At 39.0% G+C, this 24,921-nt stretch carries 22 protein-coding genes; 8 read left to right on the top strand and 14 right to left on the bottom strand.

Annotated elements, in window-relative coordinates; translation table 11 throughout:
- Positions 1–97: 97 nt before the first annotated feature.
- The 7 genes from astE to HRT55_RS15385 form a co-directional block, all read right to left on the bottom strand.
- On the bottom strand, positions 98–1,222 hold the full coding sequence (gene astE, locus HRT55_RS15415) for a succinylglutamate desuccinylase (protein WP_291622691.1): 1,125 nt from the start codon (positions 1,220–1,222) through the stop codon (positions 98–100).
- Complete coding sequence (astD, locus tag HRT55_RS15410; RefSeq protein WP_291622690.1) at positions 1,223–2,701, bottom strand: succinylglutamate-semialdehyde dehydrogenase; 1,479 nt, start codon at positions 2,699–2,701, stop codon at positions 1,223–1,225. It lies immediately after the preceding gene.
- 157 nt (positions 2,702–2,858) lie between these two features.
- Positions 2,859–3,875 carry an arginine N-succinyltransferase gene (gene astA / locus HRT55_RS15405; protein ID WP_291615629.1) on the bottom strand — a complete coding sequence of 339 codons (1,017 nt, stop codon included), beginning with the start codon at positions 3,873–3,875 and terminating at the stop codon, positions 2,859–2,861.
- A gap of 100 nt (positions 3,876–3,975) precedes the next feature.
- Positions 3,976–5,187 carry an aspartate aminotransferase family protein gene (locus HRT55_RS15400; protein ID WP_291622689.1) on the bottom strand — a complete coding sequence of 404 codons (1,212 nt, stop codon included), beginning with the start codon at positions 5,185–5,187 and terminating at the stop codon, positions 3,976–3,978.
- A gap of 352 nt (positions 5,188–5,539) precedes the next feature.
- Positions 5,540–6,685, bottom strand: a complete 1,146-nt coding sequence (locus tag HRT55_RS15395) for an HDOD domain-containing protein (protein WP_291622688.1) — start codon at positions 6,683–6,685, stop codon at positions 5,540–5,542.
- A gap of 122 nt (positions 6,686–6,807) precedes the next feature.
- Positions 6,808–7,407, bottom strand: coding sequence for an aminodeoxychorismate/anthranilate synthase component II (locus HRT55_RS15390; protein WP_291622687.1), 600 nt, complete (start codon positions 7,405–7,407; stop codon positions 6,808–6,810).
- A gap of 210 nt (positions 7,408–7,617) precedes the next feature.
- Positions 7,618–8,811 carry an alginate export family protein gene (locus HRT55_RS15385; RefSeq protein ID WP_291622686.1) on the bottom strand — a complete coding sequence of 398 codons (1,194 nt, stop codon included), beginning with the start codon at positions 8,809–8,811 and terminating at the stop codon, positions 7,618–7,620.
- 384 nt (positions 8,812–9,195) lie between these two features.
- Here HRT55_RS15385 and HRT55_RS15380 point away from each other — a divergent pair, with 384 nt between their 5' ends.
- The 3 genes from HRT55_RS15380 (at position 9,196) to HRT55_RS15370 (ending at position 11,306) form a co-directional block, all read left to right on the top strand.
- The gene (locus tag HRT55_RS15380) at positions 9,196–9,423 is read left to right on the top strand and encodes a glutaredoxin family protein (RefSeq protein ID WP_291622685.1); all 228 of its coding nucleotides are present in this window, start codon (positions 9,196–9,198) and stop codon (positions 9,421–9,423) included.
- A 251-nt stretch (positions 9,424–9,674) separates the two neighbouring features.
- A complete protein-coding gene (gene glnK, locus HRT55_RS15375) occupies positions 9,675–10,013 on the top strand; it encodes a P-II family nitrogen regulator (RefSeq protein ID WP_291622684.1) in 339 nt (112 codons plus the stop codon).
- A 12-nt stretch (positions 10,014–10,025) separates the two neighbouring features.
- On the top strand, positions 10,026–11,306 hold the full coding sequence (locus HRT55_RS15370; RefSeq protein WP_291622683.1) for an ammonium transporter: 1,281 nt from the start codon (positions 10,026–10,028) through the stop codon (positions 11,304–11,306).
- 190 nt (positions 11,307–11,496) lie between these two features.
- Here the strand turns inward: HRT55_RS15370 and HRT55_RS15365 are convergent, their stop codons facing one another.
- Positions 11,497–12,366, bottom strand: coding sequence for a peptidylprolyl isomerase (locus HRT55_RS15365; RefSeq protein WP_291622682.1), 870 nt, complete (start codon positions 12,364–12,366; stop codon positions 11,497–11,499).
- Positions 12,367–12,585: 219 nt separating this feature from the next.
- Here HRT55_RS15365 and HRT55_RS15360 point away from each other — a divergent pair, with 219 nt between their 5' ends.
- Positions 12,586–12,981: a hypothetical protein gene (locus tag HRT55_RS15360; protein WP_291622681.1), complete on the top strand. Its 396-nt coding sequence runs from the start codon at positions 12,586–12,588 to the stop codon at positions 12,979–12,981.
- Positions 12,982–13,126: 145 nt separating this feature from the next.
- On the top strand, positions 13,127–13,981 hold the full coding sequence (locus HRT55_RS15355) for a hypothetical protein (RefSeq protein ID WP_291622680.1): 855 nt from the start codon (positions 13,127–13,129) through the stop codon (positions 13,979–13,981).
- 110 nt (positions 13,982–14,091) lie between these two features.
- Here the strand turns inward: HRT55_RS15355 and HRT55_RS15350 are convergent, their stop codons facing one another.
- On the bottom strand, positions 14,092–16,020 hold the full coding sequence (locus HRT55_RS15350; protein ID WP_291622679.1) for a tetratricopeptide repeat-containing diguanylate cyclase: 1,929 nt from the start codon (positions 16,018–16,020) through the stop codon (positions 14,092–14,094).
- A gap of 370 nt (positions 16,021–16,390) precedes the next feature.
- Between HRT55_RS15350 and HRT55_RS15345 the strand changes: the two genes are divergently transcribed.
- The 3 genes from HRT55_RS15345 to HRT55_RS15335 all read left to right on the top strand — a co-directional run bounded on the left by HRT55_RS15345 (position 16,391) and on the right by HRT55_RS15335 (position 19,388).
- Positions 16,391–16,612 (top strand): FeoA family protein, encoded by a 222-nt coding sequence (locus HRT55_RS15345; RefSeq protein WP_291622678.1) that lies wholly within the window; start codon positions 16,391–16,393, stop codon positions 16,610–16,612.
- Between the two features lie 84 nt (positions 16,613–16,696).
- On the top strand, positions 16,697–18,931 hold the full coding sequence (feoB, locus tag HRT55_RS15340; RefSeq protein WP_291622677.1) for a ferrous iron transport protein B: 2,235 nt from the start codon (positions 16,697–16,699) through the stop codon (positions 18,929–18,931).
- Between the two features lie 142 nt (positions 18,932–19,073).
- The gene (locus HRT55_RS15335; protein ID WP_291622676.1) at positions 19,074–19,388 is read left to right on the top strand and encodes a hypothetical protein; all 315 of its coding nucleotides are present in this window, start codon (positions 19,074–19,076) and stop codon (positions 19,386–19,388) included.
- A 152-nt stretch (positions 19,389–19,540) separates the two neighbouring features.
- On the opposite strand, the gene HRT55_RS15330 is transcribed toward HRT55_RS15335, so the two are convergent.
- From HRT55_RS15330 to HRT55_RS15310, 5 genes are all read right to left on the bottom strand, one after another.
- Positions 19,541–21,034: a HAMP domain-containing sensor histidine kinase gene (locus HRT55_RS15330; RefSeq protein WP_291622675.1), complete on the bottom strand. Its 1,494-nt coding sequence runs from the start codon at positions 21,032–21,034 to the stop codon at positions 19,541–19,543.
- A gap of 69 nt (positions 21,035–21,103) precedes the next feature.
- Positions 21,104–21,877 carry a response regulator transcription factor gene (locus HRT55_RS15325; protein WP_291622674.1) on the bottom strand — a complete coding sequence of 258 codons (774 nt, stop codon included), beginning with the start codon at positions 21,875–21,877 and terminating at the stop codon, positions 21,104–21,106.
- 44 nt (positions 21,878–21,921) lie between these two features.
- Positions 21,922–22,665: a spondin domain-containing protein gene (locus tag HRT55_RS15320; RefSeq protein ID WP_291622673.1), complete on the bottom strand. Its 744-nt coding sequence runs from the start codon at positions 22,663–22,665 to the stop codon at positions 21,922–21,924.
- Positions 22,666–22,674: 9 nt separating this feature from the next.
- Entirely contained in the window at positions 22,675–23,394 is a 720-nt protein-coding gene (locus HRT55_RS15315; protein WP_291622672.1) for a spondin domain-containing protein, read from the bottom strand.
- Positions 23,395–23,751: 357 nt separating this feature from the next.
- On the bottom strand, positions 23,752–24,831 hold the full coding sequence (locus HRT55_RS15310; RefSeq protein ID WP_291622671.1) for a phosphotransferase enzyme family protein: 1,080 nt from the start codon (positions 24,829–24,831) through the stop codon (positions 23,752–23,754).
- Positions 24,832–24,921 lie beyond the last annotated feature (90 nt).

The raw sequence follows: 24,921 nt of genomic DNA, 5'->3' as shown, positions 1-24,921 counted from the left end.
TAGCAGTTAGTGTAGCGTTTTTAGCTAGGGAGAATCAATAGCCCTTCTTTGGTAATGATTTAAGGGCTATATAGCAGAGAACTTATAAGGCATGAGCTTATGACAGTGTAGTTGGCACCACCATTAATACTGCGCGCTGACCATTACCGACCTTAGCATTAGGAAAGACAATACTCTCACCAGGCTGTGTAGTTCGATACTCTTCACCGGTATCAGTTGATAATAAAGTATCAACCGGGTAATCGGTAAAGTTACTGGCTGAGTCATCAATAAATAACTTGAAATTATTGCTAACTTTAGTGATATCACCAAGTGCGGTATATAAATTAAAGTCTTTATTATCAAAGCTATTTAATAACAGGTCTTCATCACAAATAAGAGCGGTTAGCTTTTCTGTCATGGCCGAGAAGTTAGCCATATTATTTTCACCAAAAGGTCTTACTTTACCTAATTCTACGGTAAATGCATGGGCTGAAAAATTAGCACTACTGTAATAGGAGAATGTGCCAGTTGGGCCATGACCAAATAAAATAGTGTTAACGCCACAAGCAGCCATAAAGCTTAGCTGTTCTTTGTCCCAAGGCTTATCACCTTGGTAAGGGTAAATAGCAAACTTTTCATGTTTGGAGTTACGAATAGCAGTATGTAGATCATAGTGATAGTTAGTTACATCACTATCACTTGAATCTGTGCCAGCATTAAAGAAATCACTAACATAAGTTTCTAGTTTTTCAGCACGATCTTTTTCAAAACAAGGTGCAATATCTTGATGTTTACCACAAAACAAGCGGTTTAAGTTTTCAGTTTGAAAGCGCTTGGCAATATTCATCGCTACAGGGTTACCCATGATGAATAAAGTTCGGTGCTTCACTTGAATATTTTGTGCAACAATATCACTTATGAGTTGTTGGACAATTTCAATCGGGGCAGTTTCATTACCATGAATTGCCGAAGAAATGACAATACTCTTACTAGGCTTAACCGATGTAGTTGAATTTTCAGGCTCAACTAACAAGATACCAGTGTCGAGTATACTCACTTTAGCTTTCTTGACGTTGAAGCTAAGCTGGTTATCTCGACCAGTTTGGGTAAAACCTTGCTCAAACTGGCGTGTTAATGAAATAAAGTCGCCTTGCTTAAGAAACTCTTCATAAGCTTGGCTAAAATCATTACCAGTAATATCGGTAAGTTTTTTTGAAGTAAGAGTATTGTCGTTTTGCATTTAGAATTTTAAACCAGGTGTTAATGTTTCAGGTAAGCTAACTTTTTCCGCTTCAACTGAAGCGATTGGGTAGGCACAATAATCAGCTGCATAAAACGCGCTGGCTCTGTGGTTACCACTAGCGCCAATACCACCAAATGGTGCTGCGCTGCTAGCGCCAGTAATAGGCTTGTTCCAGTTAACAATACCAGCACGAATACGGGTAAAGAAGTGGTTGTATGACTCTTCGCTGTCAGATAACAAACCAGCAGATAAACCAAAACCAGTGTTATTAGCTTCATCAATAGCTTTATCGAAATCAGTATAACGATAAACTTTCACTAGTGGACCGAAGTACTCTTCATCTGGAATATCAGCAATAATGTCACTTACATCGATTATGCCCGGTGAAACAAAACCAGTGCCCGCTTCTAAGTGTTTAAGTTCAACAATTGATGTTGCACCTAAGGCTAATAATTTATCTTGTGCAGCTACTAAGCTAAGTGCCGCTTTTTCAGAGATCATAGAGCCCATAAATGGCTGCTCTTCATCATCAAAATAACCAATGGTTAAGTTTTTAGTTACTTCGATAAGACGAGCTAATATTGCATCACCTTGTTCATTGGCTTCAATGAATAAACGTCGTGCACAAGTACAACGTTGGCCCGTAGTTACAAAGGCAGATTGCACAATATCATGCACAACAGCATCAATATCGCTAACGTCTTTAACAACAAGTGGATTATTGCCACCCATCTCTAATGCAAGAATTTTACCTGGCTGACCAGCAAACTGTTCATGTAACAAATGACCAGTAGTTGAGCTACCAGTGAAAAATAAACCATCAATAAGTTTATGGCTCGCTAGGGCTTTACCTGTTTCTACTTCACCTTGAACTAGGTTAATTACACCGTTAGGTAAACCAGCCTTTTCCCAAAGTTTTAACATCTCTTCAGCTACACGCGGCGTTAATTCACTTGGCTTAAATACAATAGTATTACCGGCGATTAATGCTGGCACTATATGGCCATTAGGTAAATGACCTGGGAAGTTATAAGGGCCAAAAATAGCTACCACACCATGAGGCTTATGACGTATAAATGCTTTAGCGCCAGGCATAGGGTTTTCAACCGTACCAGTACGTTCGTTGTAAGCTTTAAGTGAAATAGCTATTTTAGCTACCATAGCACCGGCTTCACCAGTAGTTTCCCACTTTGGCTTACCTGTTTCTAAGGCAATTGTTGTTGCTAAGGCATCTTTGTTTTCAGCTAATAATTCAGCAAATTTAGTTACCACAGCTACACGTTCTTCTAAGCTAATATTTGCCCAGCTTTCAAATGCTTGACGAGCGCTTAATACCGCTTCGTTTACTTGCTCAGCACTGGCTGTTTTACCTTGCCAAATAACTTCATTACGAGCGGGGTTAGATGAACTAACATCATGACCTAAGCCTGCTTGCCATTGACCATTAATAAATTGAACTGGATTTGTGTGAGACATGGTATTTCCTTCTCATTGATAGTGGTGACAGAGAGTGTCGCTGTCACCATTAGTAATTTGATCAGTGGCTAGTGCTAGCCACGCTAAATCGTGAAGTTGTTCTGCTAAGCAAATAGCCTAGGTGTTAACTTGGTATTCGTTAGGTATTAGCTAGGAGCTAGTTTGCTACCAAGCGCACCCAATCACCTTCACCGATCATTAACGCATCAGCCACTTCTTGGCTAATCACTACTTGATTAGCGGTGTCACGTAATGAAAGTGGTGCTTGTGTTGCTCTAAAACCATCAACTTTGCTATTACAGATAATGTAATTATCGGTAGATTGCACTTCGCCGATGATCACTTGGCAACGCTTACTGTGGTTTACTGTTCTGATATTGTTAACATGAGACTCAACCGTTGGGCCACCATCAAAAATATCAACATAACCACGTCGGGCAAAACCTTCAGCTTCTAATAAGCGCAACGCTGGTACTGTTTTCGGGTGTACCTTGTCGATTACTGCTTGCGCTTCTTTGCTGAGCAAATTAACGTAAATTGGATACTTAGGCATCAATTCAGCAATAAATACTTTTTTACCTATGCCAGTTAAGTAATCGGCGGTCGGAAAGTCCATTGAGAAAAAGTGCTCTTCAAGCCACTGCCAAAATGGTGAGCTGCCATTTTCATCTGATATACCGCGCATTTCAGCAATGATGGTGTCAGAAAAACGCTCTTTGTGTTCAGCGATAAAAAGAAAACGGAAACGCGATAAAAAGCGGCCATTATTATTTTTACGATGGCTATCACTTAAAAATAACGTACAAATTTCGCTGGCGCCGGTGTAGTCATTACACAAAGACAGAGTTTCAACGGTATTGTATATATTTAGTTCACGTGAACTGTGGACAACTTTACCTAGGTGATAGTGATAAAAGGCATCATCTAAACCTACAGCTGCTTCAATGCCACTAGTACCTACTACTTCACCGGTTTCGGTATCTTCCATTACAAAAAGATAGCCTTCGTTGCCAGCTTCTTTAACATCTTTGGCAAACGACTCTTCAGCGTGGTGGATACGTTGTTGCAGTAATTGTTCATTCACAGGGAGTGAAGTAAAGCCGTGACCTGAGTCAACCGCAATTTGGTATAGAGATTTCAGGTCACTTTTTTTAATCGGACGTACAATGATCATAATTGCTCTCGATGAAAGGGGGAGGCTACTTGTTTAAATCGATGTGGCTCAAACAAGTAGCTATTAGCACTGACTAGGCTAGTTTAGATTTAGTTAAACTCTAAACTAAGCTAGCAATAGCTTTTTCAAAGCGCGCTAGACCAAGGGTAATATCTTCATTAGGAATAACTAGTGAAGGTGCAAAGCGAACAATGTTTGCGCCGGCAACTAATACCATAACGCCTTCATCCATAGCTGCATTTAAAAATGCTTTTGCTTTACCTTGGTGCTTTTCATTTAAAACCGCGCCAATTAATAAACCTTTACCACGAATTTCAGAGAAAACATCATATTTAGCATTGATTGCATTTAAACCATCAACATAAAGTTTAGCTTTGCTTTTGATACCAGCATAAACTTCATCAGTGTTTACTGTATCTAGTACTGCTTCCGCAACAGCACAAGCTAATGGGTTGCCGCCATAAGTACTGCCGTGAGTACCTATTTTAAGGTGCTTAGCAATATCAGTAGTTGTTAGCATAGCACCAATAGGGAAACCGCCACCTAGGCCTTTAGCAGAAGTTAAGATATCAGGAGTAACACCTAAATCCATGTATGCGTATAAGTGACCTAAACGGCCAACACCTGTTTGCACTTCATCAAAAATTAATAATGCATTGTGTTGATCACATAAAGCACGAACACCTTTAATGAATTCATCAGTTGGTGAAATAATTCCGCCTTCACCTTGTAATGGTTCAATCATAACAGCACAAGTTTTATCAGAGATTAATGCTTTTAAGCTATCTAAGTTATTGTACTCAGCATGATCTATATCACCTGGTTTTGGACCAAAGCCATCAGAATAGGCCGCTTGACCACCAACAGTAACGGTAAAGAAAGTACGGCCATGGAAGCCTTGCTTAAAAGCAATGATTTGTGTTTTATCAGCGCCATGTACGTCTAATGCCCAACGACGAGCTAGTTTAAGTGCTGCTTCATTAGCTTCGGCACCTGAGTTACAAAAGTAAACTTTTTCACCAAAAGTACTATCAACTAATTTTTTTGCTAAACGTAATGCTGGTTCATTGGTTTGAACATTTGATAAATGCCAAATCTTTTCGCCTTGCTCTTTTAAAGCACCAACTAAAGCTGGGTGACAGTGACCTAAAGAACTAACAGCAATACCGCCGGCAAAATCTACATATTCTTTGTCTTGTTGATCCCACACTCGAGAACCTTGACCGCGTACAGGAATAATCGCTGAAGGTGCATAGTTTGGCACCATCACATCATCAAATAAACCGCGTTCAACCGAAAAATGTTCTGACATTATAAAAATCCTCATTCATTGTGGGTAATGTTTTTTTAATCTTACTGCATTATCTAAATATTGCTTAATGAATAGCTTAATTTAGTGAAAAATATTAACAGCGCGTTAAAAATAGAGCGATAGTATGACAGAAAACAGTCGACTTGTCTTGCTGTGCTACTCTGCAGCCCAGACAAAACAACGGTTTAGCTAATTTTATTCAGAAATTGTGAATATTTATAGGGTCGAATTGTTTTGTTGAAATAAGGGGGTAAGTGAGGAGGTAAGCGCTTGCACGTTGAAAAGCGCTTAAGGTGATTTTTTAATAATTAATCAGAAAAAATCAGTGAAAAAGTAGAAAATTAGCAGGATATTAACTGAAGTTGAGCTTAATGTGGTCAATATCGCTCTTTTTCAATAAGGTTATTTCAGCTGGCGTTAACTTAACTACGCTAAGTAATGCTTTACTCTCATCACTGTTTATTAACTGTTCTTTGGCTAAGGCACGAAAGGCAACATAAGCTTTGGCTTTAGCAACAACTTGAGCGATAGGATGCATTTTTTCTATGGTATCAGCGTAGGCTAGATCAAAAATGGGCTCGGTTATGCCCATACGTCTAAAACTCATTATCTCAATTAAATCAGCAGATAATTGTGAACTGCGCATAGTCAGTTGTTCTAGCAGTAGCTCCTCACTGGCTTCAATTTTTGATAAAACATTGTGTAAGCGTTTGTCTTTACTTTCAAATGCTTCACGTACTTCTTTTTTATACATCTCGCTAAACGTAGTTAAATAACAACGGGTAACGGCAAACCTACCTATATTAGACAGCATACCCGTAGTAAAGGCAGTAAACTCATCTAGACCTTGTTCTTTGGCTAACGCGCGTGCGGCTAGGGCAATAGCTAAACTATCATTCCATAGCTTTCGCTTCATCAGACCATAGGGCGCCGTACTGGTTGGTAACCAATGTTTAAGGGTAAAGGTTGGCATCACCAATTTTAAATTGTCTAAGCCAATATAACTCAAAGCTAGCTTAGCATCGGTAACTTGCACGTCAGCACGTTTACGATACTGTGGCTTATTAACTAAATTTATTAAATCGGTAGCTAACCAAGATAAAGAGGCAGCAAGATCTTTGATTTGATTAACGGAAGCGGCGCGAGCAGATAAAATATCGAGAATAGCAGGGCAGGCATCTTCAATACCTAGCACATGATGGTAAAGGTGCTCTTTATTGTCAAAGTCACTATTAATTTTTGTACGAACACGGCTAAAGAAGCTTTGTTTGATTTGTTTACGAAAATGCTCTTCACCATGCTTGGCAATAATTTTTTCTTGTTGCGCTTGTACTTCTACAGATAACAACTCTCGGCGGCGATTTTCTTGTTCGCTACCTTGATGGTCAACCATAGTGATTTTACCACTTTGCTTTTCCGCAAAATCTTTACAAATAGAGAGGCTGATCGCGCGTTGATATATAGTGGCGACAGTTTGATTGTGTTCAAAAATTTGCATAGCGGTTTTATTGCTTACCTTTTTATTGCTACCCAAGTACAAAACTGAGCATTAAATTTAATCTAGCGCCTAAACGAGTAAAGCACTACTCTATCTGGCTTTAATCTAAATAGCTCCTGTTATTAGCTTATCGGGTAATTTTTAAATTGCTTGATAAAATTTGCTAATAAACTTTGTCCCTGCTCAGTGAGAATTGATTCTGGATGAAACTGTACGCTACTAATAGGCAGGCTTTTATGCTCCAGCGCCATAATTTCATCAACCTCACCTTGTTTATTTACGCTCCATGCCGTTATCGTCAGTTCGCTTGGTAAAGATTGTTTGCTTACTATTAATGAATGATAACGAGTAACTTCTAACGGAAGATTTAAGTTGTTAAACAAACCTTGCTGATTATGGCGAATCTTTGAGGTTTTACCGTGCATCACTTGCTTAGCTTTTTTAACGTTAGCGCCAAAGTGCTGGGCAATACATTGATGACCTAAGCAGACACCTAACAAGGGTATTTTACCGGAGAAATGTTCAACCACAGCCAGAGAGATTCCGGCAGAGTCCGGATCGCCAGGACCAGGGGATATAACAATATATTGAGGCTTTAATTGCTCAATTTCTTTCAGGCTAATTTCATCATTCCTATAAACAACCACTTCTTGACCTAGCGCTTGAAAATAGTGCACTAAATTAAAAGTAAATGAGTCGTAATTGTCGATCATTAATAACAAAAAGTTTCGCCTAACAGCCAGTAAAATTCGCGGCTATTCTAATGCTTTTATTAGGGTGGGGCAATGTAATGGCAGGATAAAGTAACAGGATAAGTGATGGGATAAAACAGGAGGGTAAAACGGCTGGCTAAAAAATAAGAAACCAGCATGTGCTGGTTTCTGGTTTCATTGAGCTATCTTATTAATTTCTAACGTTTAAATTGTAAAGCATTAGAACTTAGCCGTTAGTTGTACCCATACTTTGTTAGTGTCAGTTGGAGATACACCGTCATCACCTTCGCCATAATTAGCCGCTTTTACTAATACACCGTAGTTTTTGTTAATTTGATAAGTGGCTACTAAGTTAAGCTCGCTACCAAAATCAATACTATCTACGTCTGATGAAAAATCATGGTATGTTGCTGCCCATTTAACCCCTGAAACTTTACCTTTAGCGGTTATATAGACATCTTGTAAGCCTTCACCTGGAGTGCCTAAAAACTTATCAGCCCAGCCGTTAAATGCGTGTTTAGTGGCAAGCGGGGTGTTAAAACCAACACCGTTATCGCTACCTAATAACTCATAACCACCTATTAAAGTTACCGGACCAAAGTTATAACCCGCTTCGGCATTCATATACATTGCTGAATAACTAGTAGGGTTGTCACCATTATCACTTTGACTCGCTAAACTAGCATTCACTAAAAACTTACCAAATTTACCGTTATATAATGCGCCTAGAGTACTGCTAGAGTTAGCTACAGCGGTATCGTAATCTAGAATATAAGCAAAACCAGATATTTTATGGGCTTTATTGATATTATAATTTGCATTTACTAAGTGGAAGTCACCTTTTACATTGTTGGCAGTAATGTCATTTATGTTTTGAATGTAGCTGTAATCTACAGAGAAAGCATCCGCTTTGTATTGAGCACGTACACCATCATAAGTTTGCTCATTTTGACGCCAGCCTACACCACCAACAAAACGTTGATTGTTATGTAAAATTCGTTGGCGACCAACAACGGCGCTAAAGCCATCATTTGCATACTTGATATAAGCTTGGTTTACGTCTGTACCTTGTGGATCGGCAACTACTGGGTATTGAGTTTGACCATTTTGGGTGTTGTTATAGTCATCAACTAAAGCATCCACTTTATCCACTTCTATAGCCATAGAGAAATTGCTGTAGCTGCCAGTTTTGACAGTGATACGACTCTTTAATGTTGCTGCAGAGGCATCTTTATCTTTACCGTCTTGATCTACGCCTTCATAACGGGCACGTAATTCAACTTTTACCGTGCTATCACTAAGCGCTTCGGTAATGCCCTTGCCATGTTCAGTTTCAACGGCAAAGGCGGCAGGGGCCACTAAAATCGCGGTCGTGATTAACGATAAGGTAAACTTGTTTACTGCTGTTTTCATAATAATATCCTAAGATCATGTTTTATAAGTGGGTTAGTTAGCTTCGCTATTATTATTATTATTTTGGGTATTGGTAACTGATGGGATAATTTTTGCATCGCATCGAGTTGAATAGTTTGATTTAAATCAAGTTGTTAATATATTGTTTTGAATAGGATTACTAACTTGATTTGCATCAAGCTTTGCTACAACTTTAGTCTAGGTTAGCGTGTTTGCTACTTTATTGGCGTTATTATTGATTAATATAAAAAAAAGCCAAGATAAGTGTTACAGATAAAGCTTCAAGCTAGGGTAAAATAGCAGTTAGTATCTTAGATACGTCATGTTCAACAAACAACAAAAAACAAACAATAAGTAATAAGTAATAAGTAATAAGGAATGAAAATGAAACGTGTTGTTTTATATACCACAGATAAGTGTCCACATTGCCAAACAGCAAAACGCTACCTTGAACAGCAAGGTATTGCTTTTAGGTTATGTAATATTAAAACTGCCAAGGGGCAAAAAGAGTTTGCCGCAACTGGTCTACGTGGCGTACCTGTATTGAAGGTTGGTGACCAACTACTTAAGGGTTTTTCGGTTAAGACTTTTACCGAACTTTATAATAGCTAAAAGTTAGCGGCGCTACCTTAAATTAGCTGACTCTCTAAAAATACTCTCTCAAAAATCACCTTACCTTAGCCCTAACCAATTGCACCAGATGAACTCAGTGGATGATTTTTCTGCACGCTCTTGGTGCGAACTGCTACCGATAAAAAATAGAATTTAAACTAACTAGCTAATAAGTATCATTATTTTATTGTGGCATATGAATTGTATTATCAGGTTATTAGTCATAAAAAGAACGATAACTAGGGGTAAGCATGAAACTAATTAGCGCAATCATTAAACCATTCAAACTAGACGATGTCAGAGAAGCCATTTCTGAAATCGGAGTTGAGGGCATCACAGTCAGTGAGGTCAAGGGTTTTGGCCGTCAAAAGGGTCATACCGAATTATATCGCGGTGCCGAGTACCAAGTAGACTTTTTACCTAAAGTGAAGTTGGAAATTGCAGTTAATGATGATCTGGTTGAGCGTTTAGTGGAAACCATAACTAAAGCCGCTTACACCGGTAAAATTGGTGACGGTAAGATTTTTGTTTTTAACCTAGAGCATGCTATCCGTATTCGTACGGGCGAGCAAGACTCTGAAGCACTTTAAGGGAGAGAGATAATGGAACAAAATATTTTTCAATTACAATACGCTTTAGATACCTTTTACTTTCTTATGTGTGGTGCCTTGGTTATGTGGATGGCTGCAGGTTTCTCTATGTTAGAAGCTGGCTTAGTACGTGCTAAAAACACTACTGAAATCCTAACCAAAAACGTCGCGCTATATGCTATTGCCTGCATTATGTACCTTATTGTTGGTTATGATATTATGTATGGCGGTGGTGTTTTCTTAAATGGCATTGGTCTTGATGGTGCGAGTGATGCTGATGCATTGGTTAGTACTGTGCTAGCAGAGTCTGCAGAAGCTGGATTTGATGGTGGCGCTGTTTATTCCAATGCAGCTGATTTCTTCTTCCAAGTAGTATTCGTTGCAACCGCTATGTCGATTGTTTCAGGTGCTGTTGCTGAGCGGATGAAACTGTGGGCTTTCTTAGCTTTTACTGTGGTATTAACCGGCTTTATCTATCCTATGCAAGGTAGCTGGACTTGGAACGGTGAAGCTGTCTTTGGTTTATATACTTTAGGTGACTTAGGATTCTCTGACTTTGCTGGCTCTGGTATTGTTCATATGGCTGGCGCTTCAGCGGCATTAGCCGGTGTTTTATTGCTTGGTGCTCGTAAAGGTAAATACGGTAAAGACGGTAAAGTGAATGCCATTCCTGGCGCTAACTTGCCTATGGCAACCTTAGGTACTTTCATTTTATGGATGGGTTGGTTTGGTTTTAATGGTGGTTCAGTATTAAAACTTGCCGATATTAATAGTGCTAACTCAGTGGCTATGGTGTTCTTAAATACTAATGCCGCCGCTGCTGCCGGTGCAATTTCAGCCTTAGTTTTTGCTAAAATATTATTTAAGAAAGCCGATTTAACCATGACCTTAAACGGTGCTTTGGCTGGATTAGTGGCTATCACTGCTGAGCCATCAACGCCATCACCATTACAAGCGACACTCTTTGGCGCCATTGCTGGTGTAATCGTGGTGCTTTCAATCTTAGCTTTAGATAAAATTAAAATTGATGATCCCGTAGGTGCTATTTCAGTACATGGCGTTGTTGGCTTCTTTGGTTTGTTGATTGTACCAATTACTAATTCATCAGCTAGTTTTAGCGGTCAGCTGATTGGCGCGGCAACCATTTTTGTTTGGGTCTTTGGTACTAGCTTTATTGTCTGGTTTGCCCTGAAGAAAATCATCGGTATTCGTGTTAGTGCTGAAGAAGAGTACGAAGGTGTTGATATCTCTGACTGTGGTATGGAAGCTTATCCAGAATTCACTAGAGGTTAGGGGACTTAGGCATTAATGTCTTAGTTACAAAAGCTTAAGCACTAAAAAAAGCAGCTATCGTTAGACGATACGCTGCTTTTTAATATATGGGCTTCTGTACCGTCATTCCCGAGTTCACTTGTCGGGAATCTAGGTTTTATCGAATGTTTACGCCTGAATATTTACTAATGTTCGCGGCTAAAGCCTGCTCCTACATAGAGAAGAGACGTCTTCTCATGGTTAGCAAGGTAAGCATAGCAAGAGCAAACCAAGTGATTGAACCACCGCTATCTTCTTGAGCATCAGGTAAATATTTAGCAGGGTCGCTTGGGAAAGCATCAGATATGTCTATCACACCATCACCATCACTATCAGGCTCTTTTGATTTCAATGGGATTAAATCACCATCCGTCACCTCAGAGTTATCAAAAATACCTACATACTCAATAACAACAAAGTTCTCCATGCCAGGTGTGCTCATATCGCCACATTGTTGACTTTCAGCCATGACCATAGGGATACCCTCTAAATCACCAGCGTTACATAGTTTTAGTTGCGCTATTTTGTCTACTATATCCATACCTTCAATAACTTGACCAAATACGGTAAAACCACCGTTTTGTCGGTCTAAATTATCGCTATTATCTTTTAAGTTAAAAAACCACTGGTTAGTAGCACTATGAACATTGCTGCCCTTTTTCGCCATGGCAATGGTGCCTTTAACATTAGAATAAACAGGCTCGTTTTTTACTGGCGCGCTTGCTACTAGTGGCGTTAATGGCCACTCACCAGTAAATTTATAACCACCGCCTTGCACAACAAAATCGGTAGCAACTCTATGCACAACCGAGTTAGTGTAATGCCCACTATCAATATAATTGAGGAAGTTAGCTACTGTTGCAGGTGTAGTACTATCAAATAAGTTAACTTTAATCAGTTGTTCACTTAGTGAGGTTTTAATTTCAACAATAGTCGCGCTAGCAGTGTTAGTAAAACTTAAACTGGCAGTGGCTATGCTGATAAGGGCTAGCGCTTTTCTAGCGTTTATTTTTGTTGTTTTGTTGGTTTTTTGTGTAAACATAGACAGCCTAATTATGCAGTTAAGGGTTATAAATCGTTTCTTATAGTAAAGGCTGTGATCAATGTTAACAAGTAGCTGTAGCACTTTAGTAACAATACCAAGTTATAAGTAAACTAAGCCATATTCGAAAAGTACTCGGCTTTTCCTTGTTTTGCACTAAAGAACGATTACAATAGCGCCAATTTTAATCACTACCTCTTCGATATCTTAGGAATCCCAATGAAAAAATTGTTTTTAGTAAGTGTTTTATTACTTGCATTATCACTGTCTAGTTATGCTCAAGCTAATGTTAAAGTTGGTGTGGCGCTAGATATGGACTTAAGTCTTGTTGCACAGATAGATAGCTATAACATCGTTTTGGGTGATAGTGGTTTCGCCGTAGATTATTTAGTGAAAACCGGTGGTTTTAATAATGAAACGCCATTATCTTGGTATCTTGCTGGCGGTGGTTGGGCTGGTTGGAACCATGGCTATGGTGTACGTGTGCCAGTGGGTGTTTCTTGGTATTTTGCCAAAGGTTGGGATTTATACGGCCAAGTACAGCCAGTAGCAAATTTTGATGATAAATTTAAATTTAGTGTTGATGGTGCTATCGGTGTGCGTTTTTCATTTTAATTAGTTAATTCAGCAAGCTAATTAACACGTTAGTTTGCTAAATTTATAAAAAGAGCTTTAAAGCTCTTTTTTTATGCCAAATCAATAATGCTGAATTTTATTTAAAATACACTAATGGCTATTAAATGAAACAGAGTGCTTAGTTATGCGTTGGCGTTATTTTATTCTTTTACTGGTGATTATCTTGTTAATAGTTGCTGGGCTTATTTATCAGCATCAAGATAAAGTTAGCTTAGTTAAAACTCCACCGATAGCGCTGGCGCAATGGTATAAACCTGAAAATAAGCGACAAGTTTGGCTGCATAATATGTTTAAACTCAGGCGTGAAATGCAGGCAGTAGAGTTTTATGCGCAACAGCAAGAGGCAGAGCTTTTACATAAGTGGGTAGGGCAACTTAATGAGCATTACCTTAAAGTGGCTGACATGGTGCCTGCATGGCAAAAGAAATTGTCACTGCAAACCATGGCTGAGTTAAAATTAGCCAGTGATAAAAAAGATTTTTCCGCTGTGTTAGTTCAGCATAAAACCTTGCAACAAAGTTGTGATGCTTGCCATGAAGATTACCAAGCGATTACCGCTTTAACTTATCGAACAGCGGACTTTCGCGGTATAAAAATCACAGAGAAAATAAGCTTTACCGAGCATATGAACAGCTTAACTAAGCAAGTGAATCAGATAAAAATATCGGCGCAAGATGGTAACAAATACTTAGCTCTAGCAACTTTAGTTGAGCTTAATCAAGGTATGGTGACACTCGGTGAAACTTGTGTGGATTGCCATAAAAAAGACCGCAAAACTTATCCAAGCGAAGCGATGAAGAGTACGCTAAGTAGTTTACAAGTATCATTAGAGTTAGGTACGGCTAAGCAGCAAGGACGTGATCTGGGAACCCTAGCGGTTTTGGCCTGTGCCCGTTGTCATGGAACCCATAGACTTGCCTATGGTATGAAAAAGAAATTAATCAATAAACAAAGCTTGGCTGATTTAATTAAACATTAATAAAGGCCAACTTATGCTTACCATGTCAACAAAAGTAATCAAGGTGCCTATTCATGGTTAAGCAGTTTTTTATTGAGTTTAATTCAGCTAATAAAGTTGATGGGCGATGCCTAGCTTGCCATCACCACTTGGTTTCTGCCTTGGTCTTTTGCTTGATATAAAGCCATATCGGCACTGTTAAAGAGTTGATTAAAACTATCTTGTTGCTCCGTTAACTCGGCAATGCCAAAGCTTGCGGTAATTTGTAATGACTGCCCTTGGATAGTCATTACTTTATGCTCGATAGCATGTCTAATACGTTCAGCTATTTCATATGCCTGAGTTGCAGACTCTTCGGGTAAAATCAGTAAAAATTCCTCACCACCTATGCGACCTAGAATATCATGAGATCTAACGTATTCATTGGCTGTTGAGGCAAGCTCTTTTAATGCGATATCACCACCGGCATGACCAAAGTTATCATTAACTCGTTTGAAATGATCTACGTCGAATATGACGACAGAAAATGCTTGCTTGGCTTTTATCGCTTGCAATAACATCTTCTCGGCATAAATAAAGCTATACCTACGGTTTGCTAGTTCAGTTAAGGTATCAGTGTTAGCTATTTTTTGAAGAGCTTTACTATTAAGTATTTGTCGATAAATAAAATAGCAGAGTACTAACACACATAATAAAATAATTATGATGATCATATTTTGTAATTGCTGTTGTTGTATCGAATTCTCTAGAGCCGCTTTATTTAAAGCCTTATCTTGCTCTAATAACTTGTTGGTCAAAATAGCTTGGTCAGTATCAAAGATGACTTTATATTTTGAACGTATAGTTTCACGTTCAGCGTTGTAATAATCTTTTTGTAAGGCTCTTGCTTGTTTTTGCTTGAAATATGCAGTTTGAAAGTCTCTTTGGATAACCGCAACTTGTGCCTGTAAATCGAATAGCTGTACATACCAACTAAGCGCATTCTGCATACCTAAAGGTTTAAGTATTGCTTCAGTTCTAGCTAAAATATCAATTGCAGCTGGTATGTTGTTATCACTCAGTGCAAGTTTGGCTTCTAATACAATGGCGCCAATTTCTGCCGACGGATTTTCATAAAGGGGATGTTGCTCTTGATATTTATGCCAAAAAACACGGGCTTTATCGTGTTGTTGAGAGTGATGGTAAGTATTCGCTAAACCTAAATAAGCTAAGTAGATGTATTCTTTTTTATTGGTTTGTTTTGTTATTTCGATAACTCTTAGATAGGTTATTTCGGCTTTTTGGTAATCTTTTTTTCGTAGGTAAATTTTGGCTAATACATTTTGTATAAATAACTCATCAAAATAATATTGATGCTTGTTAAAGTAATCACTTGCTTCTTTTGCTAGCTTAATTGCATTGATGTCGTCAAAGGTAAGTGAATAGGCATTAGCCATTTCAGCTTTCAAATAAGCTAAGCCTAACTCATCCCCAATTTGTTCAAGTTGTAAGTAAGCTTGATGATAAAACTTTAGGGCTTGAGTATCTTTATGATTAATAGAATATGAGTAAGCCATGTAAGAATAACTATCTGCGAGCAGTCTAGAGTTTTCATTTTCTTTGGCATATTTCGCTGCGAGTGAGTACCTTTCCATTGCCTGCTCTGATCTACCCAGCTCATCCATGATACCGCCCTGAGTTAATAACAAAGAAATACCAACATCAGTTGTTAAGTCTACTTTCAAGGCATAAGCTTGGTCTAGATACCCCTGACTTATATTATAGTGCCCTAATATATAGTTATGTTGAGCCATCTTGCTAAACAATGAGGCTTTATCAATATCAGTCATTTTTTGCTTATGTTCATTCAGTAGACTTTTAGAAAAGGCTAGTGCTAATGCCGGATCTTTCTTATTTAATTCATCAATTTTATTAAGGGGGACTTGCATCCAAGTAGAAGGGGAATCAAGCGTGTAGCTATGGCTGTTTAAGCTAAAGCACATAAAAAAAACACTTACGATAATAGTAAAAATCAGGGTGTTTTTTTCTGCTATATTGCAAACATTAACCTTTTTTTTCATATAGCTAGCTCTCGGATGGATTTATTAACCATTATATTACTAAAAGTTTTTACATATAAACAGTCTACCTGTATTAATTGTAGTCACTTTTACCAAGGAATTCGTTTTAGCTGAAATCAATGTTTATAGCTAAGCTTGCAACGAGCTTAGTAATAGTGAAAAAAGTAATGTAATGGACATAAACTCTATAAGTAATGACATAGAGGTTTGATTAGTTAATGAAACATTTTTGTTTGATCAAGGTCAAGATTAGTTACATTGTTTTACTATTGATTTTTTCTGGCTAATGCTACCATCTAAACAATAGTAATTATCATTATCCCTTAGGTTAACATCTGTGGATTAATGAACTTTTTTTTGGACTTCTAGCATGACTCTCGCAGACCTTCCCCTGAATAAGCCTGCTAAAATTAGCGCTTTACCTAAAGATGAAGCAATCGCTGCGCAACTGATTGAACAAGGCTTTACTCTTCGTTCCCATGTGTCATTAGCGCATAAGGCACCCTTTAATGGCCCAATGGCCTTTCGCTTACACAATACTAAAATTTGTATTCAGCGTTCCGTCGCAAAGCAAATTGGCGTTAGTCTTTAATTAGTAAAGTAATCGATAAGTTAAGAAAAAAATTGATTACAAAGATAATTCATTTATACCCCGCAACCTCAAAAGAATCTTGCCGTGACACAATCAAAACATTTCGCCCTGGTTGGTTTTGCCAACTCAGGTAAAAGCACTTTATTTAACCTGTTATTATCCGCTAGCGAAAACAAAAAAAAGCAAAGTAAGCAAAAAGTTGGCAATTGGTCAGGTGTTACCGTAGCCGCTAAAAAAACCAGTTTTAGTTTAGGGCAGCAGAGCGCTTATTTATCAGACTTACCCGGTTTAAGTTCACTAGAAAAACATGCCGAGCAAGGTAAAGATCTGACTATTTCGCAATCCTTTTTACAAGATAATGATATTGATTGCTTAGTGAACGTTGTTGATATTAACCAGCTTAGCCGGCAACTTTATTTAACTAGTCAGCTACTCGAATTGGGTGTACCTATGATAGTGGTACTCAATAAAGTCGATCGAAAAAAACATTTACACATTGATATTGCGCCATTAGCTGCAGAATTAGGTTGTCCTGTTATTGCCATAAGTGCCCAAAGTAAAAATGCCTTAGTAGAAGTGCAGCAGGCACTGGCTCAAATGACAAATGAGCTATCCGCTAGCCATCAAAAAATCGTTAATAGTGTTAGCCATCAAAAAATCGTTAATAGTGTTAGCTGCCAAAAAGAGCGAGAAATAAAGCAGCCACCAGCGCAGCAACAAAAGCAAAGCGTAAAAGCAATGCAAGCGCGTTATGATTATATTACCGATATGCTGGCCCGTGTTAGCAGTGTTGAGGCGACCAATGCTGCCTACGCCAATCCTGCATGTGCCAACAAGTCGATGTCAGATAAAATTGATAGCGTAGTTTTACACCCCTTAACGGGCATACCGGTATTTCTCGGCGTGATGTACTTACTCTTTATGTTTGCCATTAATGTAGGTAGTGCCTTTATCGATTTTTTCGATATTCTTAGTGGCACCTTATTTGTCGATTACCCATTACATTTTCTTGCACCGTTAGACTTACCGCAGTGGTTACTTACTATCGTTGAGGGCTTTGGCAGTGGTTTGCAAACAGTAGCGACCTTTATACCTGTTATCGCCTGTTTGTTTATCGGCTTATCAATTTTAGAAAGCTCAGGTTATTTAGCACGGGCCGCTTTTGTAGTGGACAGCGTTATGCAAAAAATTGGTTTACCCGGTAAAGCCTTTGTGCCGTTGATTGTTGGTTTTGGCTGTACGGTACCTGCGGTCATGTCAGCAAGAATTCTTGATAGTGAGCGAGAGCGCATTACTACGGTAATGATGTCTCCCTTTATGTCATGTGGGGCTAGGTTGCCTGTTTATGCGCTATTTGCCGCGGCCTTTTTTCCTGATAATGGTCAAAACCTAGTGTTTTTATTGTATTTAGTTGGTATTGCCGCCGCGATCTTTACCGGCTTCTTATTAAAGAAAACCGTGTTGTCAGGCACTAGTTCTTTAAATATTATGGAATTACCTAATTATGAACTGCCCAAACTTGGCGATTTAAGTCAACGTGTCTGGCAGCGTACTAGAGGCTTCGTTACCGGCGCTGGTAAAACCATAGTGATAGTTGTGTGTTTATTAAACTTCTTTAACTCTATTGATACCAGTGGTCAATTTGGTAATCAAGACAGTGAAAACTCTATATTGAGCCAAGGAGCAAAAGTCGTGATGCCGCTGTTGGCGCCTATGGGGGTGCAAGAAGATAATTGGCAAGCAGGCGTCGGCATTATTACCGGAATATTTGCCAAAGAAGTATTAGTAGCAACTTTTAATAACTTATATTCCCCCCATGCCTCAGGGGAAGCAGCAGAGCCTTCATTAGTGCAAAGCTGGCAAGATGCGACTGATAGCATCAAAGAAAATTTACTCGGTCTTTCCCCCGATGATCCTTTGGGGATTAGCGTAGGTGAGATTAGTGACTTAAGCCTTGCCGCCCAAGAGCAAGGTGTTGAACTAACTACCTATCAACGAATGCAATTAGCATTTGTCAGCCAGTTAGGCGCTTTTAGTTATTTATTGTTTATCTTACTTTATACGCCTTGTGTTGCTGCTATGGGAGCAATCAAAAATGAAGTGGGTAGTCGCTGGGCCGGATTTGCAGGTATTTGGAGTTTTACTTTTGCTTATTTAGTGGCAACATTATGTTATCAAATTGGTAATTTCATGGTCGCGCCGTTAAGTGCCAGCATAACGATTGCGATTGCCTTATTAACCTTTGTTATGATTTATTTTTGGCTTAAACATAAAGGTAAACGGGTATTAACGATCCCGGTAAAAGTTAGTTATTCCTAGTAAGTAGCTATAACCCGCTATTTCTCAGCATTAGCTGAGAGTTACTGCTTTAATGGCAAATTCATTAATATCACTCATACTTATTCTGTTGATTATATTGCGCTGCTATCAGCGCGATATTAGTTTGATTGGAGGCATTGTTATGATGATTGCAAGATGGTGTATTGATGCAAAATTTGGCCACAAGCCAGAAGTGGTTGAAGCGCTTACTCAATGGTTTGATGAAGTCGGTTCACAAATCGGTTGGACTAAAGAGAATTCACGTATTTTAGTGGGCTCTGTCGGTGCATTAGAATCGAGTATTATTTCAGAGGTGACTATTAAGAATTTAACTGAGCTCAATGATGCTTGGCAAAAACTGGCTGATATAGATGCCCATAAAGAATGGAGTAAAACCTTAGAGCCTCATGTAGTTTCAGGTACACCCAAGTGGGAAATATATCGTATTATTGACTAAATCCCTGAGTAACATTCTTAGTGAATTAGCAAGTAAATTTAACCTGTTATTGATAAGCCGAGTTTTATCAATAACAAGTTAATCTAACAGCTTAAAAGACATGAATAAGCACAGTTCAGTGCTGATTGATTTTCCGGTGCATGCTTAATGCCTTATGGCTTAAGGGTCGGTAGTGATAATGAAAAGCTACTACCATTGCCTAGTTCACTTTTAACCATCAGCTCAGAGTTAAGTACTTGAGATAATTTCTGACTAATCGCTAAACCTAAGCCAGTATGCTGAATATTATCTTCTATGGCGTTACTCGCTCTATATCTGGCATCAAATATATAGGCGATATCCTCTTTACTGATGCCACTACCATTATCGGTAACACTGACTTTAACTTGTGTCCTTAGCTGTGCGACTGTCACCACTATTTCACCGCCAAGATCAGTATGTCTGATGGCATTTTCTAATAAGTTGGTCATGATGCGCTCTAATTTAGCGATGTCAGAGTAAACAATATATTGGCAAGGTTGCGGTTTTAAAATTAATGAAATCTTTTTATCTGCGGATTTTAGGGTAAATTTAGCCAAAATGTCATGTAAAAGCTCACCAATGGCAAAGGTTTCTAAATTGACCGTCACTTGACCATTTTCTAGATGGGCCAGTTCAAAAATTTGATCTATCAGCCGTTTTAACTGAGATACATTGCGCTGCACTGTCGCTAAATAATCTTGTCGCTCGGCGCTAGATAAGTCATCACCCTTAATCGCTAAAGTCTCAATATAGCCTTGCATGGTCGCTAATGGCGTGCGCAGATCATGAGACAAGTGCGCTAATAACTCTCGGCGGATTCTGTCATTTTCAGTTAGTAAAGAAAATTGCTGGTTAATCTGGATAACCATATCGTTAAAAGTAGCGCCGAGAAAGTGTACTTCATTATGGTCAATGCCATGGTTTGCCGCTGAACCCCATTGCTTGAGCTGAATCTTACTTTGGTCAAATTGCACCGCTTTAAGCGCTTGCATTTGTTTTGCTAATTCTTTTACCGGTTGAGTAAAATAATGAAATACCGCCAATAAAACCAGTAGTAGTAATAATAAGCTGGCGAGTACAAAGGCGCCGTATTTTTGTAAGTCTTTACCGGCTTGAACTTGGCTAAAAATCGAATCATAAATTTCGCCGCCAATAATAATATACAAATAACCCTGGAGCAGTTCACCTTGATAAACCGGCGAGACCGAAAATATTTTTTGCTTGTTGATGCCTCGAGGATCATCAGCAAAAACCGGCATTTTTTTCGGGTTGGCAATTAGTTGCTTTAAGGGGGCTAGGGCAACAGACTTGCGCTTTATTTTAGTTGCCTCGGCTGAATAAGTTAAAATATTACCTTGGGCATCAAGAAAGTAAAATTCAAAAGCAGGGCCGAGTAGCATTAGGGTGTGAAACAGGTTTTCTAGCGCGGGTTTATCATAAACTCCGTCTTGTAATAGCGGGTTATCATGGGCTAAATGTTCAGCTAAGTGTAAGTGCAACTTTTGTTCAGCTTGATACTTAGACTGCTGAACCAGTGAGTTACTCCAATAAACCAGTAAGGATGCCATAACCATAAAAGATGCACAGAGTATTAATGCTAAGCGTTGATAAAGTGATATTTTCATCTAAAGAAAGCTCCTGGTATTATTGCTAGCAGTATTTTTACTACCAATATCAATAATAATCATAATTAATTAACACGCCATTGGTGGCATTACCCCGGCAGAATTAAGTTTATAACCAACTCCCCAGACGGTTTGAATTATTTGAGGCTCATTACAGTTTTCCTCAAGCTTGCTTCTCAGGCGATTAATATGAGAATTCACCGTATGTTCATAACCATTGTGATGATAGCCCCAGACACCATCGAGTAATTGCGCCCGTGAAAACACCTGATCAGGGTGCTGGCAGAAAAAATCTATTAACTCAAACTCGGTCGCGGTTAAATTGATGGCTTTATTTTTATAAGTGACTTGGTGATATCTATGGTCAATATGAAGCTGGCCAATACGTACCCCTTGCTCTTGCTGATTCGACTCTTTTTGCGTTGACTTTTCCTTAAGATGACTATTATATTGGTCAGCATTTTTGGCGTGAATTGCATGTACCCGACGTAACTGACTCCTAACACGGGCCTGTAACTCTCTAATGCTAAAAGGCTTAGTCATGTAATCATCGGCCCCTAGCTCAAGACCCAATACTCGATCAATTTCAGAGGTTTTAGAGGTCAGCATAATAATGGACTGCAATGGCTTCGCTTGCCTAACTTGCCGACAAATATCTAGCCCACTAATACCTGGCAACATCACATCAAGTAAAATAAGTTGGTATTCTTGCGTTAAGGCTTGCTGTAATGCTGGCTCTCCTTGGGTGCAAATATCACAGTGCAGGTCTAACTCGGATAAATGCACTTTAATAAGCTTGGCAATATCAATTTCGTCTTCAATGATTAAAATTTTATCTTTCATATATAGGCCAATGAGTGCGCCGAGCTGCTCATTGGCCTAGCGCACTACTTCGTTCGAGTAATGGTTAATTTAACTGCAGGGTTATCAAAACGATGCGCCTGAGTTAAAACTGAGCTAGATAAACCATCATCTTTGCTAACTACACCGGAATGATAGCCGACTAGGTCGATATCATTGCGAGCGGCGTCAAAACCTACGCCACCGTCAGCGGGACCCGGAATGGTACCGACCGCTTCGTTGTTTAGCTCGGTACCTGAATCATAGACATTTAATCGCCATGACTTTTCCTGATTAACCGTTAATGTTGATATATCTACACCAGTAAGACCCGAGAAAGCATCATTTGTATTCACCAACATGGTGACAACCGTTAAATACTTTGCCATAGCCTCAGTGGTACTGATAGCCAAAGTGACGCTAGAGCCCGGTGGTACTGGCCCGTCACTACTGGTAGTTGCCAGATTCTCTGCAAGTGCAATGAAGTCAGTATTATCTCCACCTTCGGCCAATTTCTCTAAGGCGACTGAAGCTGCTTGGCCAACTTGCCACATTTTAGTATCGCCATGTAGTGCTACCGCGATAGGTGATAAAGGTTGACCATAGGTTAAGTTAGTTAATGTTAATGAATAACTATATTCCATCGGCGGTTCAACCGGGGGAGTATAAGTATTATCACTGTCATTGTAGCTATCTCCACAGGCGGCTAAGCCAAAACTAAGTAAGCTAGCAATAACTAATTGAGAGGATAGTTTTTTAGTGATTTTAGGTTGAGCGTTAAAGGTTAACATGATGTACCCCTATAGCACGGTAATGGTGAGTTTAGCGACAGGATTTAACCAACGTTGTACACTATTGTTTATATCACTTTTGCCAGCAGACATATCATCATCACCTAGGCTACCGCGGTGAATATGAATTTTGTCATTCGCTTCCATATCTGTAACGCCAGTGCCGTTCATGCCTATACTGGCATCAAGTGGTGGTGGTACTGGCATGCCTGCCTCTCCTGGTGCGCCGCTGCCGCGAACTTCATCATTGGCTTCAGTGCCGGCGTCATAGGCATTTAAAAAAACCGTATAAGTACCGGCTTCTTCAGGTATTTCCCAACTATCTAAGCCAACAAAACCATCATTAGAAGGTAAAATCATTGCGGCAAGTGATAAGTGGGTATTGGCGCTATCATTGGTTAAAGTGAAGCTTGCAGACATTGCCGGTGCTAATAATCCGCCTGCAGGGTTCTCATTAATATTCGCGTCGGCATTGGTTAACATACTTACTAAGCCTGAAATATCACCACCTTCAGCCATTGTCTGTAGCTCAGTCGTAGCCATAGTACTGAGCATAAAGAGTCGGTTTTCATTGCTATGGGCAGCGGTCACCACTGGGGTGAAATGCAAACCCTGAGTTAAATTAGTGACAGTAATGGATAATTCTTGGGCCATTGTTGTTGAGCTGGCAAAAGCGAGTGCTAGTACACTTAGTGCTGTTTTAATTGGCGATTTCTTGATTACTTTCATGATCATTCCTTGGTAGTTAGACTTATGTTGTTAACACTTATCTTGTTATAACGTACGTTGTTAATGCTTTTGTCGTTAGAACAGACTTCGTTAGCGTAAGGAAAGTATGTCGGAGAATTATCGCTTGCAGATCACGCTTTTATCACTTATTAAAGAAAAATTAATCACAGAAGTATCACAGTTATGTAATTGAATGTTGGTGATTGCTAGCGAATTGTAGCCTTGGAGAGGGCTTAATTAATAGGGATGGCAGGTAAATTAGGATTGAACTGTTAGGCGAATACTGATTTGCTTATTACTTTGCTTGCCAGTTGTTGATAGCGGGGAAAGGGCAAGCAAAGTAAAGAGTTAAGCAACTTACTGGGCGAGTTTTACTAACTCAGGCTCAGCTTCACACACTAGAGTAAATAATTGCACTTGGCTGATAGCACGGTCTAAATTATGGTTTTCACGGCTTACTTGGAAATAGTTATCGCCATTTAAATGATCGGTTAAAAAACGTGTCCCAATAATAAAGGGTAGTAATTTGGCACCAACAATTAAACTTTCTTTTTCAAGTGCCGTCATTTTATCGCCAAAAGCATTTTGATAATTTTGAATAAGTGCTTCAAAGATATCAAGCTTGAGAATCATTTTATCTGTACTGGTATCGTCTTCGGCAAGATTACTACAACAGGTTCTGACCATATCGCCAAAGTCATGCATTAATAAGCCAGGCATACAGGTATCAAGGTCAATGACTGCGCAGGGTTTGTCACCGGTAGTAAATAATAAGTTGTTTATCTTAGTGTCGTTGTGGGTGACATGCAGGGGTAATTTTTTACTAATATTGACCACATGTTCAATAAAGCTTTGTTGGTCAAAGCAAAATTTTACTAAAGCTTGGCAGCCCGCTAAACGATCCTGATGATTATTTTCTACCGCTTCTTTAAGCTGGTTCATACGAAAACTAATGTCATGGAAGTCTTCGATAATGACAGCGATGTCATTTGCAGGAAAGTCACTCAACGCACAACTGAATTGCGCGAAGGCTGTTGCAACAAGTGCTGCTTGCTGCACAGATTCAACTTCATCGAGGGTATAAGAACCACTAATAAACTCCATTAAACGCCAGTAGTTAGCACCTATTTTAATGCAGGTTTCACCTGTTTTGCTCAATACTTGACTTGGTACCCTTAACGGATAATTACCACTATTTTTTTGTGCTAATAAGTGCAAGTTGATTTTTTGCGCGTTACAGCTTAATTCAACGGTTTTAGGGAATATATCGTGATTAATTTGCTGCAAGACAAATTCAAAATCAGGGGTCGTCAATTTATAAGTATTATTAATATGACCGTTACCTAAAGAAGTTATTTCAACTTTAGAAAAGTCATAATCATAATTGTTTAGAACGGTATCTATATCCATTTTCAGTGATCTTGCTTTGTTATCCATTGCTTTTAATACTTATTTTTTAGTGACTATTTTGTTAGCAATGTGATTATTCTAGTAAGTGCTTACTAGCCTGGTTTTGCTAATACTTTA

It is taken from the genome of Colwellia sp., from assembly GCF_013214175.1.
Classification (GTDB): Bacteria; Pseudomonadota; Gammaproteobacteria; order Enterobacterales; family Alteromonadaceae; genus Colwellia.
The sequence above is the reverse complement of the archived record's forward strand: the minus strand, read 5'-3'. Positions and strand labels throughout refer to the sequence as shown.

Coding starts and splice junctions, on each gene's coding strand:
- HRT55_RS15335 (WP_291622676.1), top strand. CDS start 19,074: ATGATGATTGCAAGATGGTGTATTGATGCAAAATTTGGCCACAAGCCA.
- HRT55_RS15355 (WP_291622680.1), top strand. CDS start 13,127: ATGCGTTGGCGTTATTTTATTCTTTTACTGGTGATTATCTTGTTAATA.
- astD (WP_291622690.1), bottom strand. CDS start 2,701: ATGTCTCACACAAATCCAGTTCAATTTATTAATGGTCAATGGCAAGCA.
- HRT55_RS15320 (WP_291622673.1), bottom strand. CDS start 22,665: ATGTTAACCTTTAACGCTCAACCTAAAATCACTAAAAAACTATCCTCT.
- HRT55_RS15365 (WP_291622682.1), bottom strand. CDS start 12,366: ATGTTTACACAAAAAACCAACAAAACAACAAAAATAAACGCTAGAAAA.
- HRT55_RS15400 (WP_291622689.1), bottom strand. CDS start 5,187: ATGTCAGAACATTTTTCGGTTGAACGCGGTTTATTTGATGATGTGATG.
- HRT55_RS15380 (WP_291622685.1), top strand. CDS start 9,196: ATGAAACGTGTTGTTTTATATACCACAGATAAGTGTCCACATTGCCAA.
- HRT55_RS15330 (WP_291622675.1), bottom strand. CDS start 21,034: ATGAAAATATCACTTTATCAACGCTTAGCATTAATACTCTGTGCATCT.
- HRT55_RS15370 (WP_291622683.1), top strand. CDS start 10,026: ATGGAACAAAATATTTTTCAATTACAATACGCTTTAGATACCTTTTAC.
- HRT55_RS15360 (WP_291622681.1), top strand. CDS start 12,586: ATGAAAAAATTGTTTTTAGTAAGTGTTTTATTACTTGCATTATCACTG.
- HRT55_RS15315 (WP_291622672.1), bottom strand. CDS start 23,394: ATGAAAGTAATCAAGAAATCGCCAATTAAAACAGCACTAAGTGTACTA.
- glnK (WP_291622684.1), top strand. CDS start 9,675: ATGAAACTAATTAGCGCAATCATTAAACCATTCAAACTAGACGATGTC.
- astE (WP_291622691.1), bottom strand. CDS start 1,222: ATGCAAAACGACAATACTCTTACTTCAAAAAAACTTACCGATATTACT.
- HRT55_RS15385 (WP_291622686.1), bottom strand. CDS start 8,811: ATGAAAACAGCAGTAAACAAGTTTACCTTATCGTTAATCACGACCGCG.
- astA (WP_291615629.1), bottom strand. CDS start 3,875: ATGATCATTGTACGTCCGATTAAAAAAAGTGACCTGAAATCTCTATAC.
- HRT55_RS15310 (WP_291622671.1), bottom strand. CDS start 24,831: ATGGATAACAAAGCAAGATCACTGAAAATGGATATAGATACCGTTCTA.
- HRT55_RS15325 (WP_291622674.1), bottom strand. CDS start 21,877: ATGAAAGATAAAATTTTAATCATTGAAGACGAAATTGATATTGCCAAG.
- HRT55_RS15395 (WP_291622688.1), bottom strand. CDS start 6,685: ATGCAAATTTTTGAACACAATCAAACTGTCGCCACTATATATCAACGC.
- HRT55_RS15345 (WP_291622678.1), top strand. CDS start 16,391: ATGACTCTCGCAGACCTTCCCCTGAATAAGCCTGCTAAAATTAGCGCT.
- HRT55_RS15350 (WP_291622679.1), bottom strand. CDS start 16,020: ATGAAAAAAAAGGTTAATGTTTGCAATATAGCAGAAAAAAACACCCTG.